The following is an 18669-nucleotide window of genomic DNA, read 5'->3' as shown; positions in this document are numbered from 1 at the left end:
GGACTCGAAGGTGGGAGGAACGGTGTGCCGGCGATTCTACCGCCGCATGCGAAAAGCCCGCCTTGCGGCGGGCTTTTGCTGGGGTCAGCCGGCCAGCGGCCGGCTCTACCGATTACTTCTTCTTGACCGGGGCCGGAGCGGTGGTGGCCGGGACCGGCTCGCCGCCATGGCGCTTGGTCATCCACCACTGCTGCAGCAGGCCCAGGCCGCCGTTGACCACCCAGTACAGGACCAGGCCGGACGGCATGAAGGCCATCATGACGCCGAACACCAGCGGCATGAACTGCATCATCTTCTGCTGCATCGGGTCCATGCCCGGTGCCGGGGTCAGCTTCTGGGTGAACCACATCACTGCCACGTTGATCACCGGCAGGATGAAGTACGGGTCGCGCGCGGTCAGGTCCTGGATCCAGCCGAACCAGGGTGCCTGGCGCAGTTCGACCGATTCCACCAGCACCCAGTACAGGGCGAAGAAGATCGGCATCTGGATGAGGATCGGCAGGCAGCCGCCCATCGGATTGATCTTTTCCTTCTTGTACAGCTCCATCATCGCGGTCTGGAACTTCTGGCGGTCATCGCCATAGCGTTCCTTGAGCTGCGCGATGCGCGGCTGGAAGCGACGCATCTTGGCACCGCTCTTGTACTGGGTCGCCGACAGCGGGTACAGCACCAGCTTCAGCAGCACCACCAGGCCGACGATCGCCCAGCCCCAGTTGCCGACCAGCTTGTGTACCTGGTTCAGCACCCAGAACAGGCCCTGGCCGATCACCGCCATCATCGAGAAGCGGCTGTAGTCGACCACGCGGTCCAGGCCCGGCACGTCTTCCTTGGCAATCAGGTTGACCAGCTTCGGGCCGACCCACAGGCGGGCTTCGGTGCTGGTGGACTGGCCCGGGGCCACGGTGAAGGCCGGGCCACGCGCTTCGATCAGGTCACGACCGGCCACCTGCGACAGTACGTAGTGTGCGGTCTGGTCCTTCTGCGGGATCCAGGCGGTGAAGAAGTGGTGCTGCAGCATCGCCAGCCAGCCGCCGGTGATGTTCTGGTTGAGCGTGCCGTCTTCCAGGTAGTCCTTGAACGCACGACGCTGGTACTTCTTGTCGTTGTCGTACCAGGTGGCACCGTTGAAGCTGAAGGAGTCCGGGTTGGTCATGCTCCGCGACAGGATGGTCGGGGTGCGGTCCAGGGTGCGGTAGACGTAGCCGTTCCACGGCGCGGCGCCGGCATTGCTGACTTCGTCCTTGAAGCGCACGGCGTACTCGTTGCGCGAGACAGTCAGGGTGCGCTTGATGGTCACGCCGTTGTCGGCAGTCCACACGAACGGGATCTGCAGCTCGTTCTGGCCCTTGGCCAGCACGAAGTCCTTGGTGTCACCGACCAGCTTGAAGCCGTCGGCGCCGGGAACCGGGGTGTTCTTGTCTTCGCTGGCCCAGCCACTGATCGCGCTGTACGGATGCGCGGGGTCTTCGGTCAGCAGGCGAACCGGCGGGCTGCCTTCGTCCTTGGTCTGCGGGAACTGCAGCAGCTCGGCGTCGAGCACGCGGCCACCATCAAGCACCAGGCGCAGCACGTCGGTGGTGACGGTCACGCGCTGGCTGGCCGGGGTGGCACTGGCCTGCGCCTGCACAGCAGCCTGGCCCGGGGCGCCCGGGACCTGTGCACTGGGAATGCTGCCCGAGGCAGCGCCCGGAACACTCTGTACGGCAGCCGGGGCCGACGTGGTCGTCGGTGCCGGGGTCGGAGCAGCCTTTTCACGGCTCCACTCCATCCACAGCAGCACGGCCACCATCAGCCAGGCAAAAATGAGGAATACGCGGGTCTGGTTCATCAGCGGACAGGCTCGGCGGGGCCGGGACGCGATGCCGGCTCGGTCAAAGAAGGAGTTGCGATGCCATCAGGCGGCGGCATTGTGCCGTCCACGCCCGGCGCGGGCAATGCACGCAGGCGACGCAGCAGGCGCAGGAAGGCCTGGCGGATCTCGTCGTTGCTGGCGGAACGCGCAGCACTACGGGCCACGACGACGAAGTCGCCTGGCTGGATATCGGTACGTGTCTGACGCAGGATGTCGCGCAGGACGCGCTTGATCCGGTTACGCCCAACGGCGTTCGGATCGACCTTGCGGGAAACCGCCAGACCCAGCCTGGCCGGCCGGTCAGCCGGCAGCCAGTGCAGGGTCATCAGCGGATCGGACACACGGCGGGCGCCGTTGAAGACCGTTGAGTATTCGGCACGCGTGCGAACCCGCGCAGAGCGAGGGAATCGCTTGCGCGGGTCTGCAGTATTCACTGTCGAAGGGATTGCGTCTGCCGCAGGGTGCGGCATGGCAATCAGGCGCTCAGGACTTTGCGGCCCTTGGCGCGGCGACGCGACAGGATCTTGCGGCCGTCAGCGGTCTTCATACGGGCACGGAAGCCGTGGTCGCGCTTACGCTTGAGGTTGCTGGGCTGGTAGGTGCGCTTCGTGGCCATTGGGGGCCTCTCGTATGAATGGGACGGAAAGAACCGGAAATTCTAGAGAGGTCTCCCCCCTCACGTCAACCCCTGGGGACTACGCGAATTCACCGGGCTGTGCAATAGCTGTGGATGTTTTTGTGAATAAGTAGGGGACAAGCATTCCGAAGGCGGGCGCTCGGTGGTAGTCTGAGCCATCCATTTCCCCCCTTTCCGGCCTGTGTTTGGGCGCCTTGTCGCGTCCATGCCCCGGCCACCGGACGATTATTGCTGATGGATGCCTGGTCCCGTAGTCTCGAGCGCCTCGAAGCGGAGTTCCCGCCGGAAGACGTTCATACCTGGTTGAAGCCGCTGCAGGCCGATCTGCGCGTGGACAGCCTGGTGCTGTATGCACCGAATGCCTTCATCGTCGACCAGGTCCGCGAGCTGTACCTGGCCCGGATCCGTGAACTGCTGGCTCACTTCGCCGGTTTCAGCGACGTTTTTCTTGAAATCGGCTCGCGCCCGCGCCCCGTGGAGGCGCAGAACGCGCCGGTTTCCACGTCGTCGGCGCCTGTGTCCAGCGAACCGCAGGTGCCGTTCGCCGGCAACCTGGACAATCACTACACCTTCGCCAACTTCGTCGAAGGCCGCAGCAACCAGCTGGGCCTGGCCGCTGCCTTCCAGGCAGCGCAGAAGCCGGGCGACCGGGCCCACAACCCGCTGCTGCTGTACGGAGGCACCGGCCTGGGCAAGACCCACCTGATGTTCGCCGCCGGCAACGCGATGCGCCAGGCCAATCCAGGCGCGAAGGTGCTGTACCTGCGTTCGGAACAGTTCTTCAGCGCCATGATCCGGGCCCTGCAGGAAAAGACCATGGATCAGTTCAAGCGCCAGTTCCAGCAGGTGGACGCGCTGTTGATCGATGACATCCAGTTCTTCGCCGGCAAGGACCGCACGCAGGAAGAGTTCTTCCACACCTTCAACGCGTTGTTCGATGGCAAGCAGCAGATCATCCTGACCTGCGACCGCTATCCTCGCGAGGTCGAAGGCCTGGAAGCGCGCCTGAAGTCGCGGCTTGCCTGGGGCCTGTCGGTCGCGATCGAACCGCCGGACTTCGAGACCCGCGCCGCGATCGTGCTGGCCAAGGCGCGCGAACGCGGTGCCGAGATTCCCGATGATGTTGCGTTCCTGATCGCCAAGAAGATGCGCTCCAACGTGCGCGACCTCGAGGGCGCGCTCAATACCCTGACCGCCCGCGCCAACTTCACCGGCCGCGCGATCACCACCGAATTCGCCCAGGAAACCCTGCGCGACCTGCTGCGCGCCCAGCAGCAGGCGATCAGCATTCCCAACATCCAGAAAACCGTTGCCGACTACTACGGCCTGCAGATCAAGGATCTGCTGTCGAAGCGTCGGACCCGCTCGCTCGCTCGCCCCCGCCAGGTCGCCATGGCCCTGACCAAGGAACTGACCGAGCACAGCCTGCCCGAGATCGGCGACGCCTTTGCCGGTCGCGATCACACCACGGTGCTGCATGCCTGCCGCCAGATCCGGACCCTGATGGAAACCGACGGCAAGCTCCGCGAAGACTGGGACAAGCTGATCCGGAAGCTGAGCGAATGATGCACGGATGCCGATGAGGCGTCATCGCACAAAACGGTGCAGAATCCGGTAGCAAGCGCGGGACACGTTGTGGATAAGAATGGCGTCTGAAATCCCGTCGAATTTATCCACAGCTTTCCCCACCCCTTGGGGGTCGGTAATACAGAGGGTTTCGATGCCTGAAACTCCTTTATTTACAAAGACTTAGCATTGTTTTCCAGCGATTCTGTCTCTACCAGCACCACCAAGCTTTTGATTTATTCCACATTTTTTAAAGCATAGGGGCACGGAACCACATGCGTTTCACACTGCAGCGCGAAGCCTTTCTCAAGCCGTTGGCACAGGTCGTCAACGTGGTCGAACGCCGCCAGACCCTTCCGGTTCTGGCCAATTTCCTGGTCCAGGTGCAGAACGGCCAGCTGTCGCTGACCGGTACCGACCTGGAAGTGGAGATGGTGTCGCGGATCGCGGTTGAAGACGCCCAGGACGGCGAAACCACCATTCCCGCCCGCAAGCTGTTCGAGATCATCCGCGCCCTGCCCGATGGCAGCCGGATCACCGTCTCGCAGACCGGAGACAAGATCACCGTGCAGGCCGGTCGTAGCCGCTTCACCCTGGCAACCCTGCCCTCCAATGACTTCCCGTCGGTTGACGAAGTGGAAGCCACTGAGCGCGTGGCCATCGGCGAAGCGACCCTGAAGGAGCTCATCGAGCGCACCGCGTTCGCGATGGCGCAGCAGGACGTGCGCTATTACCTCAATGGCCTGCTGTTCGATCTGCGCGGTGACGCCCTGCGTACCGTTGCCACCGACGGCCACCGTCTGGCGCTGTGTGAAACCGACCTGGCCAAGCCGAGCGGTTCCAAGCGCCAGATCATCGTGCCGCGCAAGGGCGTGACCGAGCTGCAGCGCCTGCTGGAAAGTGGTGATCGCGAGATCGAGCTGGAAGTCGGCCGCAGCCACGTCCGCGTCAAGCGCGACGATGTCACCTTCACCTCCAAGCTGATCGACGGCCGCTTCCCGGATTACGAAGCGGTGATTCCGATCGGTGCCGACCGTGAAGTGAAGGTTGATCGTGAAGCGCTGCGCGCCTCGCTGCAGCGCGCTGCGATCCTGTCCAACGAGAAGTACCGCGGCATCCGCGTGGAAGTGTCGCCGGGCAACCTGAAGATCAGCGCGCACAACCCGGAGCAGGAGGAAGCCCAGGAAGAGATCGAAGCCGATACCACGGTCAGCGATCTGGCCATCGGCTTCAACGTGAACTACCTGCTGGATGCCCTCTCCGCCCTGCGCGATGAGGAAGTCATCATCCAGCTGCGCGATTCCAACTCCTCGGCGCTGGTGCGTGAGTCCAGCAGCGAAAAGTCGCGTCACGTGGTGATGCCGCTGCGTCTCTGACAGCAGCGTTGTTCCACGTGGAACCGAACGACGCCCGGGATTTTCCCGGGCGTTTTTTTTACGTTCCACGTGGATCATCGGGCTGAACCCTTTCCAGCACGGATTTCGAACGGACACCATCTTCCTTGATGGACCCGGTTGCGTGCGCTTTGCTTCCCAGGCCGAACTGGCGACGGGACTTTGAGTCGATGCCAGGGACTGCCTCCGAATCATGTTTGATCGGGGCCGGTACCTGGGGTCTCAACGCAGTTGCTATGGACCTGTCTGGTCGGATGCCGAAGCGCATCCACGCTGCGGCGACCGTGCTCGCTGTTCCTGAAATCCTCTCTGTCCACAGGACCCATTCGGGACAGATCGGGCCAAGCCTAGCTTCTAAATCTGGGTATAAATCTAAAGCATGGTGGTGATGGTAGAGCCAGATTTCGTGGAAAATTGTGTTATCTGCATGATTTAAAAGGAATTTATGATGGTGAAACCCCCTGTATAGAGGCGCCTCAGGCTGGGGGGGAACCTGTGGATAGTTTCCAGACCCAGGCAGAAGGGCTTTTTTATCCACAAATTGCCCATACCTTGTGTATAAGTCATACAGTCCCGCTGTGGACAGCGTGAAACGAATGGTCCGGATTCTTTGAAATCTGTGGAACCTCCCAGGGCATCGGATCTCAGATTTGGAGGAATCCGGGCGCCCGCCCGCTCACCCGGCCGGGCAAGCGCTCATCAAACACCTGCGGCAGTGGTCCTGAAATCGTTGAAATCTGGCGGGCCACGCCCCGCAACCCTGTGCAGAATTGAAGGAATTTCAGCTGCGTCCGGAGCTGGAAACGGGCATGCCGGTGAACCGGTGCCACTTGGAACCCGCGATCAGTTGGTGCGCGGGAGCTTCTGCTCCGCATCGATGCGGGTGCAGCGCGTCCGGCTTGACCGATGCAGTAAGCTGATGGATTCCCTTCCCCTCTACCGCCTCGAGCGGATGGTCGTTCGCGCCCCATGCTTATCCGCCGCCTCGCCTTGCACCAACTGCGTCGCTTCAGTGCGGTGGATCTCTTGCCCCAGCCGGGGCTGAACCTGCTCACTGGCGAGAACGGTGCCGGCAAGACCAGCGTGCTGGAGGCCCTGCATCTGATGGCCTATGGCCGGAGCTTCCGCGGCAGGGTTCGCGATGGACTGGTGCGCCAGGGCCAGGAGGCGCTGGAGATCTTCGTGGAATGGGACGAACAGCGTGCCGACCACGCGCCGCATCGCCGAAAGGCCGGCCTGCGCCACAGTGGGCAGGACTGGAAGGGACGATTGGACGGTGAAGATGTGGCTCAGCTCGGCAACCTCTGCGCAGCGCTGGCGGTAGTGACGTTTGAGCCCGGCAGCCATGCGCTGGTCAGCGGCGGTGGCGAGCCCCGCCGTCGCTTTCTGGATTGGGGTTTGTTCCACGTGGAACCTGATTTCCTGTCCTTGTGGCGCCGCTATTCAAGGGCGCTGAAGCAGCGCAATGCCCTGCTCAAGCAGGGCGGCCCGTCGCGGATGCTGGACACCTGGGATCACGAGTTGGCTGAGGCCGGAGAGCCCCTTACCAGCCGGCGTCAGCACTACCTGGAGCGGCTGCAGCAGCGTGCCGTGGCGCTGGCTGCCAGTTTGGCGCCGCAACTCGGCATCCAGGCCCTGGAACTCAGTCCGGGCTGGCGTCGGCATGAGCTTCCCCTGGCAGATGCTCTGCTTCTGGCCCGGGATCGTGACCGCCAGGCCGGGTACACCTCGGTTGGGCCGCACCGGGCGGACTGGAGCGTGGATTTCCACAGCATTCCTGGTCGCGATGCATTGTCACGCGGTCAGGCCAAGCTGACCGCATTGGCGTGCCTGCTGGCGCAGGCCGAGGACTATGCAGAACAGCGCGGCGAATGGCCGGTGATCGCACTGGACGATCTGGCCTCCGAACTGGATCGGACCCACCAGGCGCGGGTATTGGAGCGCCTGCTCACCGGCCCGGCGCAGATCTTCGTCACCGCTACTGAGCCTCCGGCGGCCCTGCAGGAATTGACCCAGATCGCCCGGTTCCACGTGGAACATGCACAGATCGTGGCTGTGCCATAGTGGGCACATCAGGGCCACTCGACCCCGGCTGGTATAATTCGGGTTGGAATCCTTTCATTCTCGGCACATCGCCCCAAGCGGTGCCCGACCTGCGGAGCCTACGGCAAGCGCAATGAGCGACGAACAGAACACCCCGGCAAACAACGGCAATTACGACGCCAACAGCATTACCGCCCTGGAAGGCCTGGAGGCTGTCCGCAAGCGACCCGGCATGTACATCGGTGACGTGCATGACGGCACCGGTCTGCACCACATGGTGTTCGAGGTTGTCGACAACTCGATTGACGAAGCGCTGGCCGGCCACGCCGACCATGTCGCGGTGACGATCCACGCTGACGGCTCGGTCTCGGTGTCCGACAACGGCCGCGGCATTCCGACCGGCAAGCACGAGCAGATGAGCGCCAAGCTCGGTCGCGAGGTCTCCGCCGCCGAGGTGGTGATGACCGTCCTGCACGCAGGCGGCAAGTTCGACGACAACAGCTACAAGGTTTCCGGCGGCCTGCACGGCGTCGGCGTCAGCGTGGTCAACGCGCTGTCGCAGAAGCTGCTGGTGGACGTGTTCCAGAACGGCTCCCACTACCAGCAGGAATTCAGCAACGGCGCAGCCGTGACCCCGCTCGCCAAGCTGGAAGCCACCACCAAGCGTGGCACCACCGTGCGCTTCTGGCCGTCCACCGTTGCCTTCCACGACAACGTGGAATTCCACTACGACATCCTGGCCCGCCGTCTGCGCGAGTTGTCGTTCCTGAACTCCGGCGTCAAGATCGTCCTTGCCGACGAGCGTGGCGACGGCCGTCGCGATGACTTCCACTACGAAGGCGGCATCCGCAGCTTCGTGGAGCATCTGGCCCAGCTGAAGACCCCGCTGCACCCGAATGTCATCTCCGTCACCGGCGAGCACAACGGCATCGTCGTGGAGGTGGCGCTGCAGTGGACCGACTCCTACCAGGAGACGATGTACTGCTTCACCAACAACATCCCGCAGAAGGACGGCGGTACCCACCTCGCCGGTTTCCGCGGTGCGCTGACCCGCGTGCTCAACAACTACATCGAGCAGAACGGCATCGCCAAGCAGGCCAAGATCAACCTGACCGGCGACGACATGCGCGAAGGCATGATCGCGGTGCTGTCGGTGAAGGTGCCGGATCCCAGCTTCTCCAGCCAGACCAAGGAGAAGCTGGTCAGCTCCGACGTGCGTCCGGCGGTGGAAAACGCCTTCGGTGCGCGCCTGGAAGAGTTCCTGCAGGAAAACCCGAACGAAGCCAAGGCGATTGCCGGCAAGATCGTCGACGCCGCGCGTGCACGTGAAGCCGCCCGCAAGGCCCGCGACCTGACCCGCCGCAAGGGCGCGCTGGACATCGCCGGCCTGCCGGGCAAGCTGGCTGACTGCCAGGAAAAGGATCCGGCGCTGTCCGAATTGTTCATCGTCGAGGGTGACTCGGCAGGTGGCTCGGCCAAGCAGGGCCGCAACCGAAAGAACCAGGCGGTGCTGCCGCTGCGCGGCAAGATCCTCAACGTGGAACGCGCGCGCTTCGACCGCATGCTGTCCTCCGACCAGGTCGGTACGCTGATCACCGCGCTGGGCACCGGCATTGGCCGTGACGAGTACAACCCGGACAAGCTGCGTTACCACAAGATCATCATCATGACCGACGCCGACGTCGACGGCGCCCACATCCGCACCCTGCTGCTGACGTTCTTCTACCGTCAGATGCCGGAGCTGATCGAGCGCGGTTACGTCTACATCGGCTTGCCGCCGCTGTACAAGATCAAGCAGGGCAAGCAGGAGCTGTACCTGAAGGATGATCCGGCGCTGGACAGCTACCTGGCCAGCAGTGCGGTGGAGAACGCCGCGCTGGTGCCGGCCACCGGCGAACCGGGCATCGAAGGCCTGGCACTGGAGAAGCTGCTGCTGGCGTACGCCGCCGCGCTCGATTCCATCGAACGCAACGCGCACCGCTATGACCGCAACCTGCTCGAAGCGCTGGTCGATTTCGTGCCGATGGACATGGACAGCCTGCGCAATGCGGGCGAAGGCGAAGGCCTGGATGCGCTGGCCAAGCGACTCAACCAGGGCAGCCTGGGCAGCCCGCGTTTCAGCCTGGAACTGCAGGACGCCAACGAGGAACGCCCCGCCGCTGTGCTGGTGACCCGTCGCCACATGGGCGAGGAGCACATCCAGGTGCTGCCGATGTCGGCGTTCGAGAGTGGCGAACTGCGTGCGATCCACCAGGCCTCCAAGCTGCTGCACGGCCTGGTGCGCGAAGGTGCAACGATTTCCCGCGGCGCCAAGTCGATCGAAGTCGACAGCTTCGCGAAGGCGCAGAACTGGCTGCTCGAGGAGGCCAAGCGCGGCCGCCAGATCCAGCGATTCAAGGGTCTGGGTGAAATGAATCCGGAGCAGTTGTGGGATACCACGGTGAACCCGGAGACCCGTCGCCTGCTGCAGGTGCGCATCGAGGATGCGGTCGCTGCCGACCAGATCTTCAGCACCCTGATGGGCGATGTCGTCGAGCCGCGTCGCGACTTCATCGAAGACAATGCGCTGAAAGTCGCCAACCTGGATATCTGACACAATCGGGACCTGGCCGGTGCGCGGGGAGCTGCACCGGCCTTCGTCCCTTGAACACAGGTACCTGATGTCCGCATCCACCCCGGTCTCCGCCGCCCCGCCCCCGGTTCCGCCGGTGTCTACCCCACCGCGCGCCGTGGCACCGCTGGCAGGCTTCTTCATCGACCTGGGCATCGCCGCCGTTACCCTGGTCGGCCTGAGCATGGTCTCCGGCCTGTTCTGGGGCTTCTACCGTGCAATCGTGGTCAGCCGCGCCAACGCCGAGGCCAATGGCGGACTGACACCTGACGCTGTCGGCGCGGCAGTGGGCCAGCCCGGTGCCCTGGCGCAGATCCTGATGGCCCTGATCGCCACCGGTGGCGCCGCGCTGCTGCTGTACTTCTGGCGACGCCCGGCAAGCGCCGGCGAACGCATGGCGTCGCGACAGGCGTTGCTGCGGCCGTCCACCTGGGGCTGGACCCTGCTGGTGGCCACGCTGATCGTGCTCGGCAGCAACGGCATCGCCTTCCTTTCCAAGCAGTTCGGCATCGAGCCGGTGCCCACCAACGTGGAACTGATGCAGAGCGCGATCGCTCGCTTCCCGCTGTTCCTGGTGCTGTTTGCGGTCGTCCTCGCCCCCGCCTACGAAGAGCTGCTGTTTCGCCGCGTCCTGTTCGGGCGCCTGTGGCAAGCCGGCCGCCCCTGGCTGGGCCTGATCCTCAGCAGCCTGGCGTTCGCCCTGGTCCATGAAGTGCCCGGTGTCAGCAAGAACTCGCTGCTCGGCATGGCGCAGCTGTGGCTGGTGTACGGTGGCATGGGCGCCGCCTTCTGCTGGCTGTACCGCCGCACCGGCACCCTGTGGGCGGCGATTGCCGCGCATGCGCTGAACAACGCGGTTGCGCTCGCCGCGATGGTGTTCCTGGGGTCAACGTAACGCCGTGCCCGCTTGACGAAAGATTAAGCAGGTACGCTACACACTGCGCACATGAACACGGGGGCGGACCCATGAAACAACTGCTGCTGGCTCTAGTCATCACCACCTTGGTCAGTGCCTGTGCAACCACCACCTCGCCAACCGGACGACGGCAGATGGTGGGCGGTGTGTCGCAGGCACAGCTTGACCAGCTCGGTGCGCAGGCGTTTGCCGAGACCAAGCAGAAAGAGAAGATCAGCACCGATGGCCGCCAGAACGGCTACGTGCAGTGCGTGGTCAATGCGCTGGTCGCACAGCTGCCGCCTCAGTACCGTGGGGTACGGTGGGAGACTGCCGTATTCGTCGACAAGGAACCCAACGCCTTTGCCCTGCCCGGCGGCAAAGTGGGCGTGAACACCGGCATCTTCACCGTCGCCAGGAACCAGGACCAGTTGGCTGCCGTGATCGGTCATGAGATCGGCCACGTGATCGCGCGTCACCACGAGGAACGCATTACCCGGCAGATGGGCGCGCAGACCGGCCTGGCCGTGCTGGGCGCGCTGGCCGGTGCCGCCTATGGCGATGGTGCCGCCAATACGGTCAATCAGCTGGGCGGCATGGGCGCGCAGGCGGCCTTCCTGTTGCCCGGCTCGCGGACCCAGGAAAGCGAGGCGGACGTGATCGGCCAGCGGCTGATGGCGCAGGCCGGATTCAACCCGGCCCAGGCCGTGGATCTGTGGCAGAACATGATGGCCGCCAGCGGCGGTCGAAGCCCGCAATGGCTGTCCACGCACCCGGATCCGGCCAACCGGATCCAGGAGCTGCGACGCGATGCGCCGGGCCTGGCGCCGGTCTATCAGCAGGCCCAGGCGGCCGGGCTGCGGCCAAAGTGCGGATGAGTGCGCAGTTCTATGCTGTATTGCAGCACATAAAACGATTTCTCACGCCATCTGTTTCTGATACGTTTGGCGGCTCAGATTTTTCTGACAGTCCGACTTTGCCGCTATCCGGCGGTTCGATCGAGGTGAACGATGATTTTCCGTAACCACAAAGCTGTGCTTTCCGTCCTCGTCGCGACCGCCCTGACCGGCGCCGTGGTCACCGATGCCTTCGCGCAGTCCTCGCGTTCCTCCGACCGTGGCAGCCGCGGCGGCAGCAGCAAGCAGGCCAAGGCCGAACCGCTGTACCCGAATGCGACCCGCCAGGAGCCGACCGCCAAGGCCTCGGCCAAGATGGGCAGCAAGCTGCAGAAAATGATCGACAGCTACAACAAGGAAAAGTTCCCGGAGACGCGCACGCAGGCTGACGCGATCCTGGCTGACAGCGCCTCCAACGAGTACGACAAGTCGCTGGCCGCGCAGCTGGCCTCGCAGGCCGCCTACCAGACCGACGACACCCCGGCCGCCATCGCCTACCTGAAGCAGGTCATCCAGTTCAACGGCCTGGACAACAACGGCCACTTCCAGTCGATGCTGATGCTGGGCCAGCTGCAGCTGCAGGAAGACCAGACTGCCGAAGGCCTGGCCACCCTGGACAAGTACTTCGCCGAGAGCAAGTCGACCAAGCCGGAAGAGCTGATTGCCAAGGGCCAGGCGCTGTACCAGCTGGAGCGCTACCAGGAAGCGATCCCGGTGCTGAAGCAGGCCATCGCGGGCGCTGCCGAGCCGAAGGACAACTGGAACCAGCTGCTGATGGCGGCCCTTTCCGAAGCCGGCCAGACCGGTGAGGCCGTGCAGGCCGCAGAAGCGCTGGCGGCCAAGAACCCGTCGGACAAGAAGGCCCAGCTGAATCTGGCCAACATGTACATGCAGGCTGACCAGATGCCGAAGGCCGCCGCGGTGATGGACAAGCTGCGCAGCAGCGGCCAGCTCACCGAAGAGCGCGAGTACAAGCAGCTGTACTCGATCTATGCCAACACCGAGAACAAGGAAAAGGACGTCATCGCGGTCATCAACGAAGGGTTGCAGAAGGGCATCCTGAAGCCGGATTACCAGGTCTACCTGGCGCTGGCCCAGTCCTACTACTACTCCGACCAGGTGCCGCAGGCGATCGATGCGTGGCAGAAGGCCGCCCCGCTCTCCAAGGACGGTGAGACCTACCTGAACCTGGCACGCGTCCTGCATGCCGAAGGTCGCGTCCCCGAGGCCAAGCAGGCCGCCCAGCAGGCGCTGGCGAAGGGCGTGAAGAACCAGGCTGATGCCAAAAAAATCATCAACCTGAAGTAAGTAGGAATAACGCCTGAATGCCTGCTCAGTTGATGCGCAGGCGCTCAGGATTGGTATAAGCTTGGAGGTTCCTGCGGTGTCATGCACCGCTGATCAGGGATCCCGCCCCCGGGATTCCGGCCCCACTATTGAGCTCTTGGCGCATGACGGAACAACTAGTCGTTCACCGGTACGAACAACCCGATGACAAGGGGCTGAGCTGGCCTCGCATCGTCGGCATCGCGTTTGTAATTGCCCTGCATCTGGCCGCCTTCATGATGCTCCTGATTCCCGCCGTGGCTCCCAAGGCCGTCGCGGAGAAGGAGCGCAACGTCATGGTGACCATCGTCGACGCGCCGCCGCCGCCCCCACCGCCGCCGCCGCCGCCGCCGCCGCAGGATACTCCGCCACCGCCGGTGAAGAATCTGTCGCCGCCGAAGCCGTCGCCCGTACCGCCGCCGCCGCAGGCGCCGGTTGTCGACGTGCCGGAGCCGCGCCCGAACGATATCGTCACCCCGCCGTCGCCTCCGGCGCCGCCGGCACCGCCGACCTCGATCGAGGCCAGCGTGGACATCTCGTCGAAGGCCATGAATCCGCCGCGCTACCCGCCGGCAGCCTTCCGCGCAGGTATCCAGGGCGAAGTGATCCTGATCATTGATGTCGATGCCAGCGGCAACGTCACCAATGTCACGGTGGAAAAGTCCAGCCGTAACCGCGACCTGGACCGTGCTGCGATGGAAGCGGCTCGCAAGTGGCGCTTCAACGCCGCTGAAGCAGGCGGTAAGAAGACGGCAGGTCGCGTTCGCGTCCCGGTCAACTTTGCGCTGAACTGATGCGCCCGGGTGGCCGCCTGGCCACCCCCGCTCCCGGTTCGATTGTTTAGCTTAGCTACACCCTTTATCACCACACACAACAAAGGTAAGCGTCATGCTGCAGGAAATTTTCATCGCCGCTGCTGCCGGGGGCAATCCGTCCAACGCCCTGTCGCAGATGGGCTTCGAGCACCTGATCCACGAAATGACCACCAAGCCGGGTGATTTCGCGGTTTCCTGGGTCGTGCTGCTGACCCTGATCGCCATGTCGGCCATGTCCTGGTACTGGACCGTCATCAACATCTTCCGTGCCACCCGCCTGAAGAGCGCCGCTGATCGCGTCGTCAGCCTGTTCTGGGACACCCCGAACGCGCAGGACGCCATCCGTGCGATGGAAGAGCAGCCGGCTTCGGAGCCGTTCTCGAAGATCGCCCTGGACGCTGCCCAGGCAGCCGCCCACCACCAGCGCGCTGAAGGCGGTGCTACCGGCGGCGTCGGTGAGAACCTGAGCCGTTCGGAGTTCGTCGACCGCGCTCTGCGTCAGGCCGTCACCCGCGAAAGCAACAAGCTGCAGTCGGGCATGACCCTGCTGGCCACCGTCGGCGCGACCGCTCCGTTCGTCGGTCTGCTGGGTACCGTGTGGGGCATCTACGGCGCGCTGATCAAGATCGGTGCCACCGGCTCCGCTTCGATCGACGCCGTTGCCGGCCCGGTGGGTGAAGCGCTGATCATGACCGCGATCGGTCTGTTCGTCGCAATCCCGGCCGTGTTCGCCTTCAACTTCTTCAGCAAGATCAACAGCGCGACCATCAGCAAGTTCGATACCTTCGCGCACGACCTGCACGACTTCTTCGCCACCGGTTCGCGCGTCCGCTGATTGCGGCGCGCGTCACCCAGCGACGAAGTAAGTAGTCACCAAGATCTAGACGGAGCCCGTTATGGCTTTCAGTAGTGGTAACAGCGGCGGCCCCATGGCCGACATCAACGTTACGCCCCTCGTGGACGTGATGCTGGTGCTGCTGATCATCTTCATCATCACGGCGCCCCTGATGTCCCACAAGGTCAAGGTGGATCTGCCGGAAGCCAACCTGATCCAGAAGCCGGAAGATGCTGAAAAGCGTCCGAACCCGATCACGCTGGCAGTCAAGGAAGACGGCTCGATCTACTGGAACGACGAAGAAATCAACAAGCAGACTCTCGAGTCCCGCTTGGCGACCGCCGCACAGCAGACCCCGCAGCCGCCGCTGAACCTGCGTGGTGACCGCACCACCAAGATGCGCGTCATCAACGACCTGACCAAGGTCGCGCAGGAACAGGGCATGCTGGACGTCGGCTTCGTTGCGACCAAAGAAAAGGGGCAATAAGCCATGGCATTCAGTAGTGGTGGTGGCAAGGGCCCCATGGCAGACATCAACGTCACGCCCCTCGTGGACGTGATGCTGGTTCTGCTGATCATCTTCATCGTGACCGCGCCGATCATGACGTACCCGATCGCCGTGGACCTGCCGCAGCGCGTGCTCAACCCACCGCCGCAGCTGGTCGAACCGCCGCCGCCGATCGAACTGAAGATCGACGCCAGCAACCAGGTCTCGTGGAACAACAGCCCGATCAATACCAGCGAGCTGCAGCAGCGGATGGAGCAGGAGGTCCAGCGTGACCCGACCAACCAGCCGGAACTGCGCATCGACGCCAGCCCGGATTCCGAGTACGACGTGATGGCCAAGGTTCTGGCCGCCGCGAAGAATGCTCAGATGAAGAAGATCGGTTTTGTGCAGCAGTAAACGCGACACCGCAACACAACAGTCATGACGCGACTGCAGACGCCCCTGGAGACAGGGGCGTTTTTTTTGTCCTCGTCCTGGCACATGGGATCTCGTCCTGGCACATGGGATGGGGTCAGAACGCCTTTCCTTCGGAAAAGGGATCTGACCCCATCCGGCAGCATGCGCCGCTATGATCGGCGCATGCTTGCCCTCTTCGATTCCCTGCGCCATTGGCTCGACGGTATCGCCCACCTCGGCACGATCCTGGCGGTGGCTTACCTGCTGTACCTGTTCGCGCTGGCGGGGTGGATCATGCTGCAGAAGCGCGAGCCGGTGGCCACGCTGAGCTGGATCCTTTCGTTGGCACTGCTCCCCTATCTCGGGCTCTTCATCTACTACCTGCTGGGCCCGCAGAAGGTGAAGCGGCAACGGCTGCGTCGTGGCCGTGCACGCTCGGGCATGGAGCACTACAGCGATGTCTGCCCGCCCGATTCGGACTGCACCGAACTGGCCAAGGTTGCCCAGGCTACGACCGGACTGGCCCCAAGCAGTGCCACCGAAGTGACGTGGCTGGTGGACGGTGCGGCGACCTACGCGGCCTTGCTGGAAGCCGTTGCACAGGCGCACGATCACATCCATCTGGAGTACTACATCTTCAATCCGGATCACGCAGGCACCGCCCTGCGCGATGCCCTGGTCGAGCGCGCACGCGCCGGTGTGCAGGTGCGCCTGCTGCTGGATGCGGTGGGCTCATCCGCCCTGCCCCGCCGTTTCCTGCAGCCCCTGCTCGAGGCTGGCGGTGAAGCGATCTGGTTCCACCCACGGCAGCTGCTGAAACCGTTCAAGCGCCCGTGGCTGAACCTGCGCACGCACCGCAAGCTGGTGATTGTCGATGGCCGCCTGGCCTTCACTGGCGGCATCAACATCACCGACGAGGAAGACGAAAGCCGCAGGCCCGACGCTTATCGCGACCTGCACATGCGCATCCGCGGTCATGTGGTGCGCAGTCTGCAGCTGGTGTTCGCCGAGGACTGGCTCTACGCCAGTGGCCAGGAACCCTCGCGGATGGATATCGCCCGCCTGTGGCCGGCCGATATGCCGCTGCGCGGGGATGGCGCGATCAACGCGCAGGTATTGGTGTCCGGCCCGGATTCGGGCTGGGAGACGATCCACCGGCTGCACGTCGCCGCCATCCAGGAAGCGCACGAGCGGGTGTGGCTGGTGACGCCCTATTTCGTGCCGGGTGAAGCGGCGCGGATGGCGCTGACTTCGGCCGCGCTGGGCGGCCTGGACGTGCGCCTGCTGGTACCGAAAATGAGCGATTCCTGGTTCGTCACCCAGGCCGCGCGCTCGTACTTCGACGAACTGTTGCATGCCGGCGTGAAGATCTACGAGTACGGCCCGCGCATGCTGCACACCAAGGCGTTCATCGCCGACGACGACGTCTGCATTGTCGGCAGTGCCAACTTCGACCACCGCAGCTTCCGCCTGAACTTCGAGCTGTCGATGATGATCAGCGACCGGGACCGCGTGGCGGCCCTGGCCGAGCTGCTGCAGGGTGAATTCGATCGCGCCACGCGGGTGCATGACCAGGCCGGGCGCTCGCTGTGGCTGCACCGCCTGCCCGAGGCCTTCGCCCGGCTGGCCTCGCCGCTGCTCTGACGCAGCGCTACACTGCGGCGATCATCCGGGGAGCCCGACTATGTACTGGTTGTACCTGCTGCTGGCGCTGGGCTGCTTTGCCTTCGCGCTGAAGACCCCAAGCGCGGGGTTGATGACCCTGTGCCTGCTGGCTGCGCTCGGCTTCCTGCTGGCCTGGGTACGCGGTCGTTACGTGGCCCGTTTCGGCGACCTGCAGCGCGACCCGGCCACCCTGATCGATGCCGAGGAACTGCGCCGCCTGCGCGAGCAGGCCCAGGCGCGCCGCAACGATGACGCCAACGACAACGATCCGTCCCCTCTTTCCAAGTAGTTCCGTTCCATGACCCAGCTCAGCGTCAACGTCAACAAGATCGCCGTCCTGCGCAATTCGCGCGGCGGTGCCGAACCGGACGTGGTGCGCGCCGCCCAGGCCTGCCTGGATGCCGGCGCGCATGGCATCACCGTGCATCCGCGGCCGGACCGCCGCCACATCACCGCCGAGGACGTGCTCGCCCTGTCCACGTTGACCCGCGCCCGTGGCGTTGAATTCAACATCGAGGGCAATCCATTTGCGCCCCCGCGCGAGGGGTACCCGGGGCTGCTGCCGCTGTGCGAACAGACCCGTCCGGCGCAGGCCACCCTGGTGCCCGACGGCGATGGCCAGATCACCTCCGACCACGGTTTCGACTTCGAACGCGACGCCGAGCGCTTGCGCCCGTTGATTGCCCAACTGAAGGCGATGGGCTGCCGGGTCAGCCTGTTCGTGGATGCGGGCAACCCGTCGCTGGAGCAGGCCGCCGAGGTCGGTGCCGACCGCATCGAGTTGTACACCGGCCCCTACGCAGAGGCGCATGCGGCGGGCGACGCTGCGGCAATGCTCGAACTGTTCGCCACTGCGGCGCGGCGGGCGCAGGCGGTGGGCCTGGGCGTCAACGCCGGCCATGACCTGTCGCAGGACAACCTGCGCGATTTCCTGGGCCACGTGCCGGAGGTGCTGGAGGTGTCGATTGGCCACGCGCTGATCGGCGAGGCACTGTATGACGGGCTGGATGCCACCGTGCGCGGCTACCTGGCGCTGCTCTGATGCATTGCAGCCGAGCGTAGGCTCGGCTGTACAAGGTCTCTGCATCAACTGTAGATACCGTGTTGCCCTTGCCTAGGCAAGGGCGCCGTCAGGCTCAAATGGGCGGCCGCTTTTCAGTACGCCCCAAACCAGATGGATGAGCTTGCGCATCACCGCACACATGACGACCTTGAAGGGCTTTCCTTTCG

Annotated in this window: 17 protein-coding genes and 1 pseudogene; 14 read left to right on the top strand and 4 right to left on the bottom strand. The window is 64.2% G+C overall.

Going from position 1 to position 18669, the window contains the following annotated elements:
* Nucleotides 1-112 precede the first annotated feature (112 nt).
* From yidC to rpmH, 3 genes are read right to left on the bottom strand one after another with little or no spacing between them, the layout of a single operon-like run.
* Complete coding sequence (yidC, locus tag AC5P7S_RS13955; RefSeq protein WP_095378862.1) at nt 113-1828, bottom strand: membrane protein insertase YidC; 1716 nt, start codon at nt 1826-1828, stop codon at nt 113-115.
* Nucleotides 1828-2322, bottom strand: a complete 495-nt coding sequence (gene rnpA / locus AC5P7S_RS13950) for a ribonuclease P protein component (protein WP_072168770.1) — start codon at nt 2320-2322, stop codon at nt 1828-1830. Before rnpA ends, yidC begins: the two co-directional genes overlap by 1 nt.
* 5 nt (nt 2323-2327) lie before the next feature.
* Nucleotides 2328-2468 (bottom strand): 50S ribosomal protein L34, encoded by a 141-nt coding sequence (gene rpmH / locus AC5P7S_RS13945; protein WP_005411729.1) that lies wholly within the window; start codon nt 2466-2468, stop codon nt 2328-2330.
* 255 nt (nt 2469-2723) lie between these two features.
* Between rpmH and dnaA the strand changes: the two genes are divergently transcribed.
* From dnaA to AC5P7S_RS13875, 14 genes are all read left to right on the top strand, one after another.
* Nucleotides 2724-4055, top strand: a complete 1332-nt coding sequence (gene dnaA / locus AC5P7S_RS13940; protein ID WP_049417185.1) for a chromosomal replication initiator protein DnaA — start codon at nt 2724-2726, stop codon at nt 4053-4055.
* A gap of 275 nt (nt 4056-4330) precedes the next feature.
* Nucleotides 4331-5431, top strand: coding sequence for a DNA polymerase III subunit beta (gene dnaN, locus AC5P7S_RS13935; protein ID WP_005411731.1), 1101 nt, complete (start codon nt 4331-4333; stop codon nt 5429-5431).
* A 987-nt stretch (nt 5432-6418) separates the two neighbouring features.
* The gene (gene recF / locus AC5P7S_RS13930; RefSeq protein ID WP_095378859.1) at nt 6419-7513 is read left to right on the top strand and encodes a DNA replication/repair protein RecF; all 1095 of its coding nucleotides are present in this window, start codon (nt 6419-6421) and stop codon (nt 7511-7513) included.
* 112 nt (nt 7514-7625) lie between these two features.
* Nucleotides 7626-10085, top strand: a complete 2460-nt coding sequence (gene gyrB, locus AC5P7S_RS13925) for a DNA topoisomerase (ATP-hydrolyzing) subunit B (protein WP_005421206.1) — start codon at nt 7626-7628, stop codon at nt 10083-10085.
* A gap of 67 nt (nt 10086-10152) precedes the next feature.
* Entirely contained in the window at nt 10153-10998 is an 846-nt protein-coding gene (locus tag AC5P7S_RS13920; protein WP_032954741.1) for a CPBP family intramembrane glutamic endopeptidase, read from the top strand.
* A gap of 71 nt (nt 10999-11069) precedes the next feature.
* Entirely contained in the window at nt 11070-11876 is an 807-nt protein-coding gene (locus AC5P7S_RS13915) for a M48 family metallopeptidase (RefSeq protein ID WP_005421202.1), read from the top strand.
* 132 nt (nt 11877-12008) lie between these two features.
* Nucleotides 12009-13202 (top strand): tetratricopeptide repeat protein, encoded by a 1194-nt coding sequence (locus AC5P7S_RS13910; protein WP_005421200.1) that lies wholly within the window; start codon nt 12009-12011, stop codon nt 13200-13202.
* 143 nt (nt 13203-13345) lie between these two features.
* Nucleotides 13346-14014: an energy transducer TonB gene (locus tag AC5P7S_RS13905; RefSeq protein ID WP_005421199.1), complete on the top strand. Its 669-nt coding sequence runs from the start codon at nt 13346-13348 to the stop codon at nt 14012-14014.
* A gap of 94 nt (nt 14015-14108) precedes the next feature.
* Nucleotides 14109-14870 (top strand): TonB-system energizer ExbB, encoded by a 762-nt coding sequence (gene exbB / locus AC5P7S_RS13900; RefSeq protein WP_005411738.1) that lies wholly within the window; start codon nt 14109-14111, stop codon nt 14868-14870.
* A gap of 61 nt (nt 14871-14931) precedes the next feature.
* A complete protein-coding gene (locus AC5P7S_RS13895; protein WP_005421196.1) occupies nt 14932-15357 on the top strand; it encodes an ExbD/TolR family protein in 426 nt (141 codons plus the stop codon).
* Nucleotides 15358-15360: 3 nt separating this feature from the next.
* Nucleotides 15361-15774: an ExbD/TolR family protein gene (locus AC5P7S_RS13890; protein WP_005411740.1), complete on the top strand. Its 414-nt coding sequence runs from the start codon at nt 15361-15363 to the stop codon at nt 15772-15774.
* Nucleotides 15775-15957: 183 nt separating this feature from the next.
* Nucleotides 15958-17418, top strand: coding sequence for a cardiolipin synthase (gene cls / locus AC5P7S_RS13885; protein ID WP_049413411.1), 1461 nt, complete (start codon nt 15958-15960; stop codon nt 17416-17418).
* A 40-nt stretch (nt 17419-17458) separates the two neighbouring features.
* Entirely contained in the window at nt 17459-17728 is a 270-nt protein-coding gene (locus tag AC5P7S_RS13880; RefSeq protein WP_005421192.1) for a hypothetical protein, read from the top strand.
* A 9-nt stretch (nt 17729-17737) separates the two neighbouring features.
* Nucleotides 17738-18481: a pyridoxine 5'-phosphate synthase gene (locus AC5P7S_RS13875; protein WP_095378854.1), complete on the top strand. Its 744-nt coding sequence runs from the start codon at nt 17738-17740 to the stop codon at nt 18479-18481.
* A gap of 72 nt (nt 18482-18553) precedes the next feature.
* On the opposite strand, the pseudogene AC5P7S_RS13870 reads toward AC5P7S_RS13875, so the two are convergent.
* A pseudogene (locus AC5P7S_RS13870) lies at nt 18554-18669 on the bottom strand (IS110-like element ISStma4 family transposase); the annotation flags it as partial.

It is taken from the genome of Stenotrophomonas sp. YJH_SMC_32, from assembly GCF_059369975.1.
This window is presented reverse-complemented; position numbering and strand designations above follow the sequence as displayed.

What these genes read in the sequence shown, in the direction of transcription:
- yidC (WP_095378862.1), bottom strand. Translation starts at nt 1,828, where the DNA reads ATGAACCAGACCCGCGTATTCCTCATTTTTGCCTGGCTGATGGTGGCC.
- rnpA (WP_072168770.1), bottom strand. Translation starts at nt 2,322, where the DNA reads ATGCCGCACCCTGCGGCAGACGCAATCCCTTCGACAGTGAATACTGCA.
- rpmH (WP_005411729.1), bottom strand. Translation starts at nt 2,468, where the DNA reads ATGGCCACGAAGCGCACCTACCAGCCCAGCAACCTCAAGCGTAAGCGC.
- dnaA (WP_049417185.1), top strand. Translation starts at nt 2,724, where the DNA reads ATGGATGCCTGGTCCCGTAGTCTCGAGCGCCTCGAAGCGGAGTTCCCG.
- dnaN (WP_005411731.1), top strand. Translation starts at nt 4,331, where the DNA reads ATGCGTTTCACACTGCAGCGCGAAGCCTTTCTCAAGCCGTTGGCACAG.
- recF (WP_095378859.1), top strand. Translation starts at nt 6,419, where the DNA reads ATGCTTATCCGCCGCCTCGCCTTGCACCAACTGCGTCGCTTCAGTGCG.
- gyrB (WP_005421206.1), top strand. Translation starts at nt 7,626, where the DNA reads ATGAGCGACGAACAGAACACCCCGGCAAACAACGGCAATTACGACGCC.
- AC5P7S_RS13920 (WP_032954741.1), top strand. Translation starts at nt 10,153, where the DNA reads ATGTCCGCATCCACCCCGGTCTCCGCCGCCCCGCCCCCGGTTCCGCCG.
- AC5P7S_RS13915 (WP_005421202.1), top strand. Translation starts at nt 11,070, where the DNA reads ATGAAACAACTGCTGCTGGCTCTAGTCATCACCACCTTGGTCAGTGCC.
- AC5P7S_RS13910 (WP_005421200.1), top strand. Translation starts at nt 12,009, where the DNA reads ATGATTTTCCGTAACCACAAAGCTGTGCTTTCCGTCCTCGTCGCGACC.
- AC5P7S_RS13905 (WP_005421199.1), top strand. Translation starts at nt 13,346, where the DNA reads ATGACGGAACAACTAGTCGTTCACCGGTACGAACAACCCGATGACAAG.
- exbB (WP_005411738.1), top strand. Translation starts at nt 14,109, where the DNA reads ATGCTGCAGGAAATTTTCATCGCCGCTGCTGCCGGGGGCAATCCGTCC.
- AC5P7S_RS13895 (WP_005421196.1), top strand. Translation starts at nt 14,932, where the DNA reads ATGGCTTTCAGTAGTGGTAACAGCGGCGGCCCCATGGCCGACATCAAC.
- AC5P7S_RS13890 (WP_005411740.1), top strand. Translation starts at nt 15,361, where the DNA reads ATGGCATTCAGTAGTGGTGGTGGCAAGGGCCCCATGGCAGACATCAAC.
- cls (WP_049413411.1), top strand. Translation starts at nt 15,958, where the DNA reads ATGCTTGCCCTCTTCGATTCCCTGCGCCATTGGCTCGACGGTATCGCC.
- AC5P7S_RS13880 (WP_005421192.1), top strand. Translation starts at nt 17,459, where the DNA reads ATGTACTGGTTGTACCTGCTGCTGGCGCTGGGCTGCTTTGCCTTCGCG.
- AC5P7S_RS13875 (WP_095378854.1), top strand. Translation starts at nt 17,738, where the DNA reads ATGACCCAGCTCAGCGTCAACGTCAACAAGATCGCCGTCCTGCGCAAT.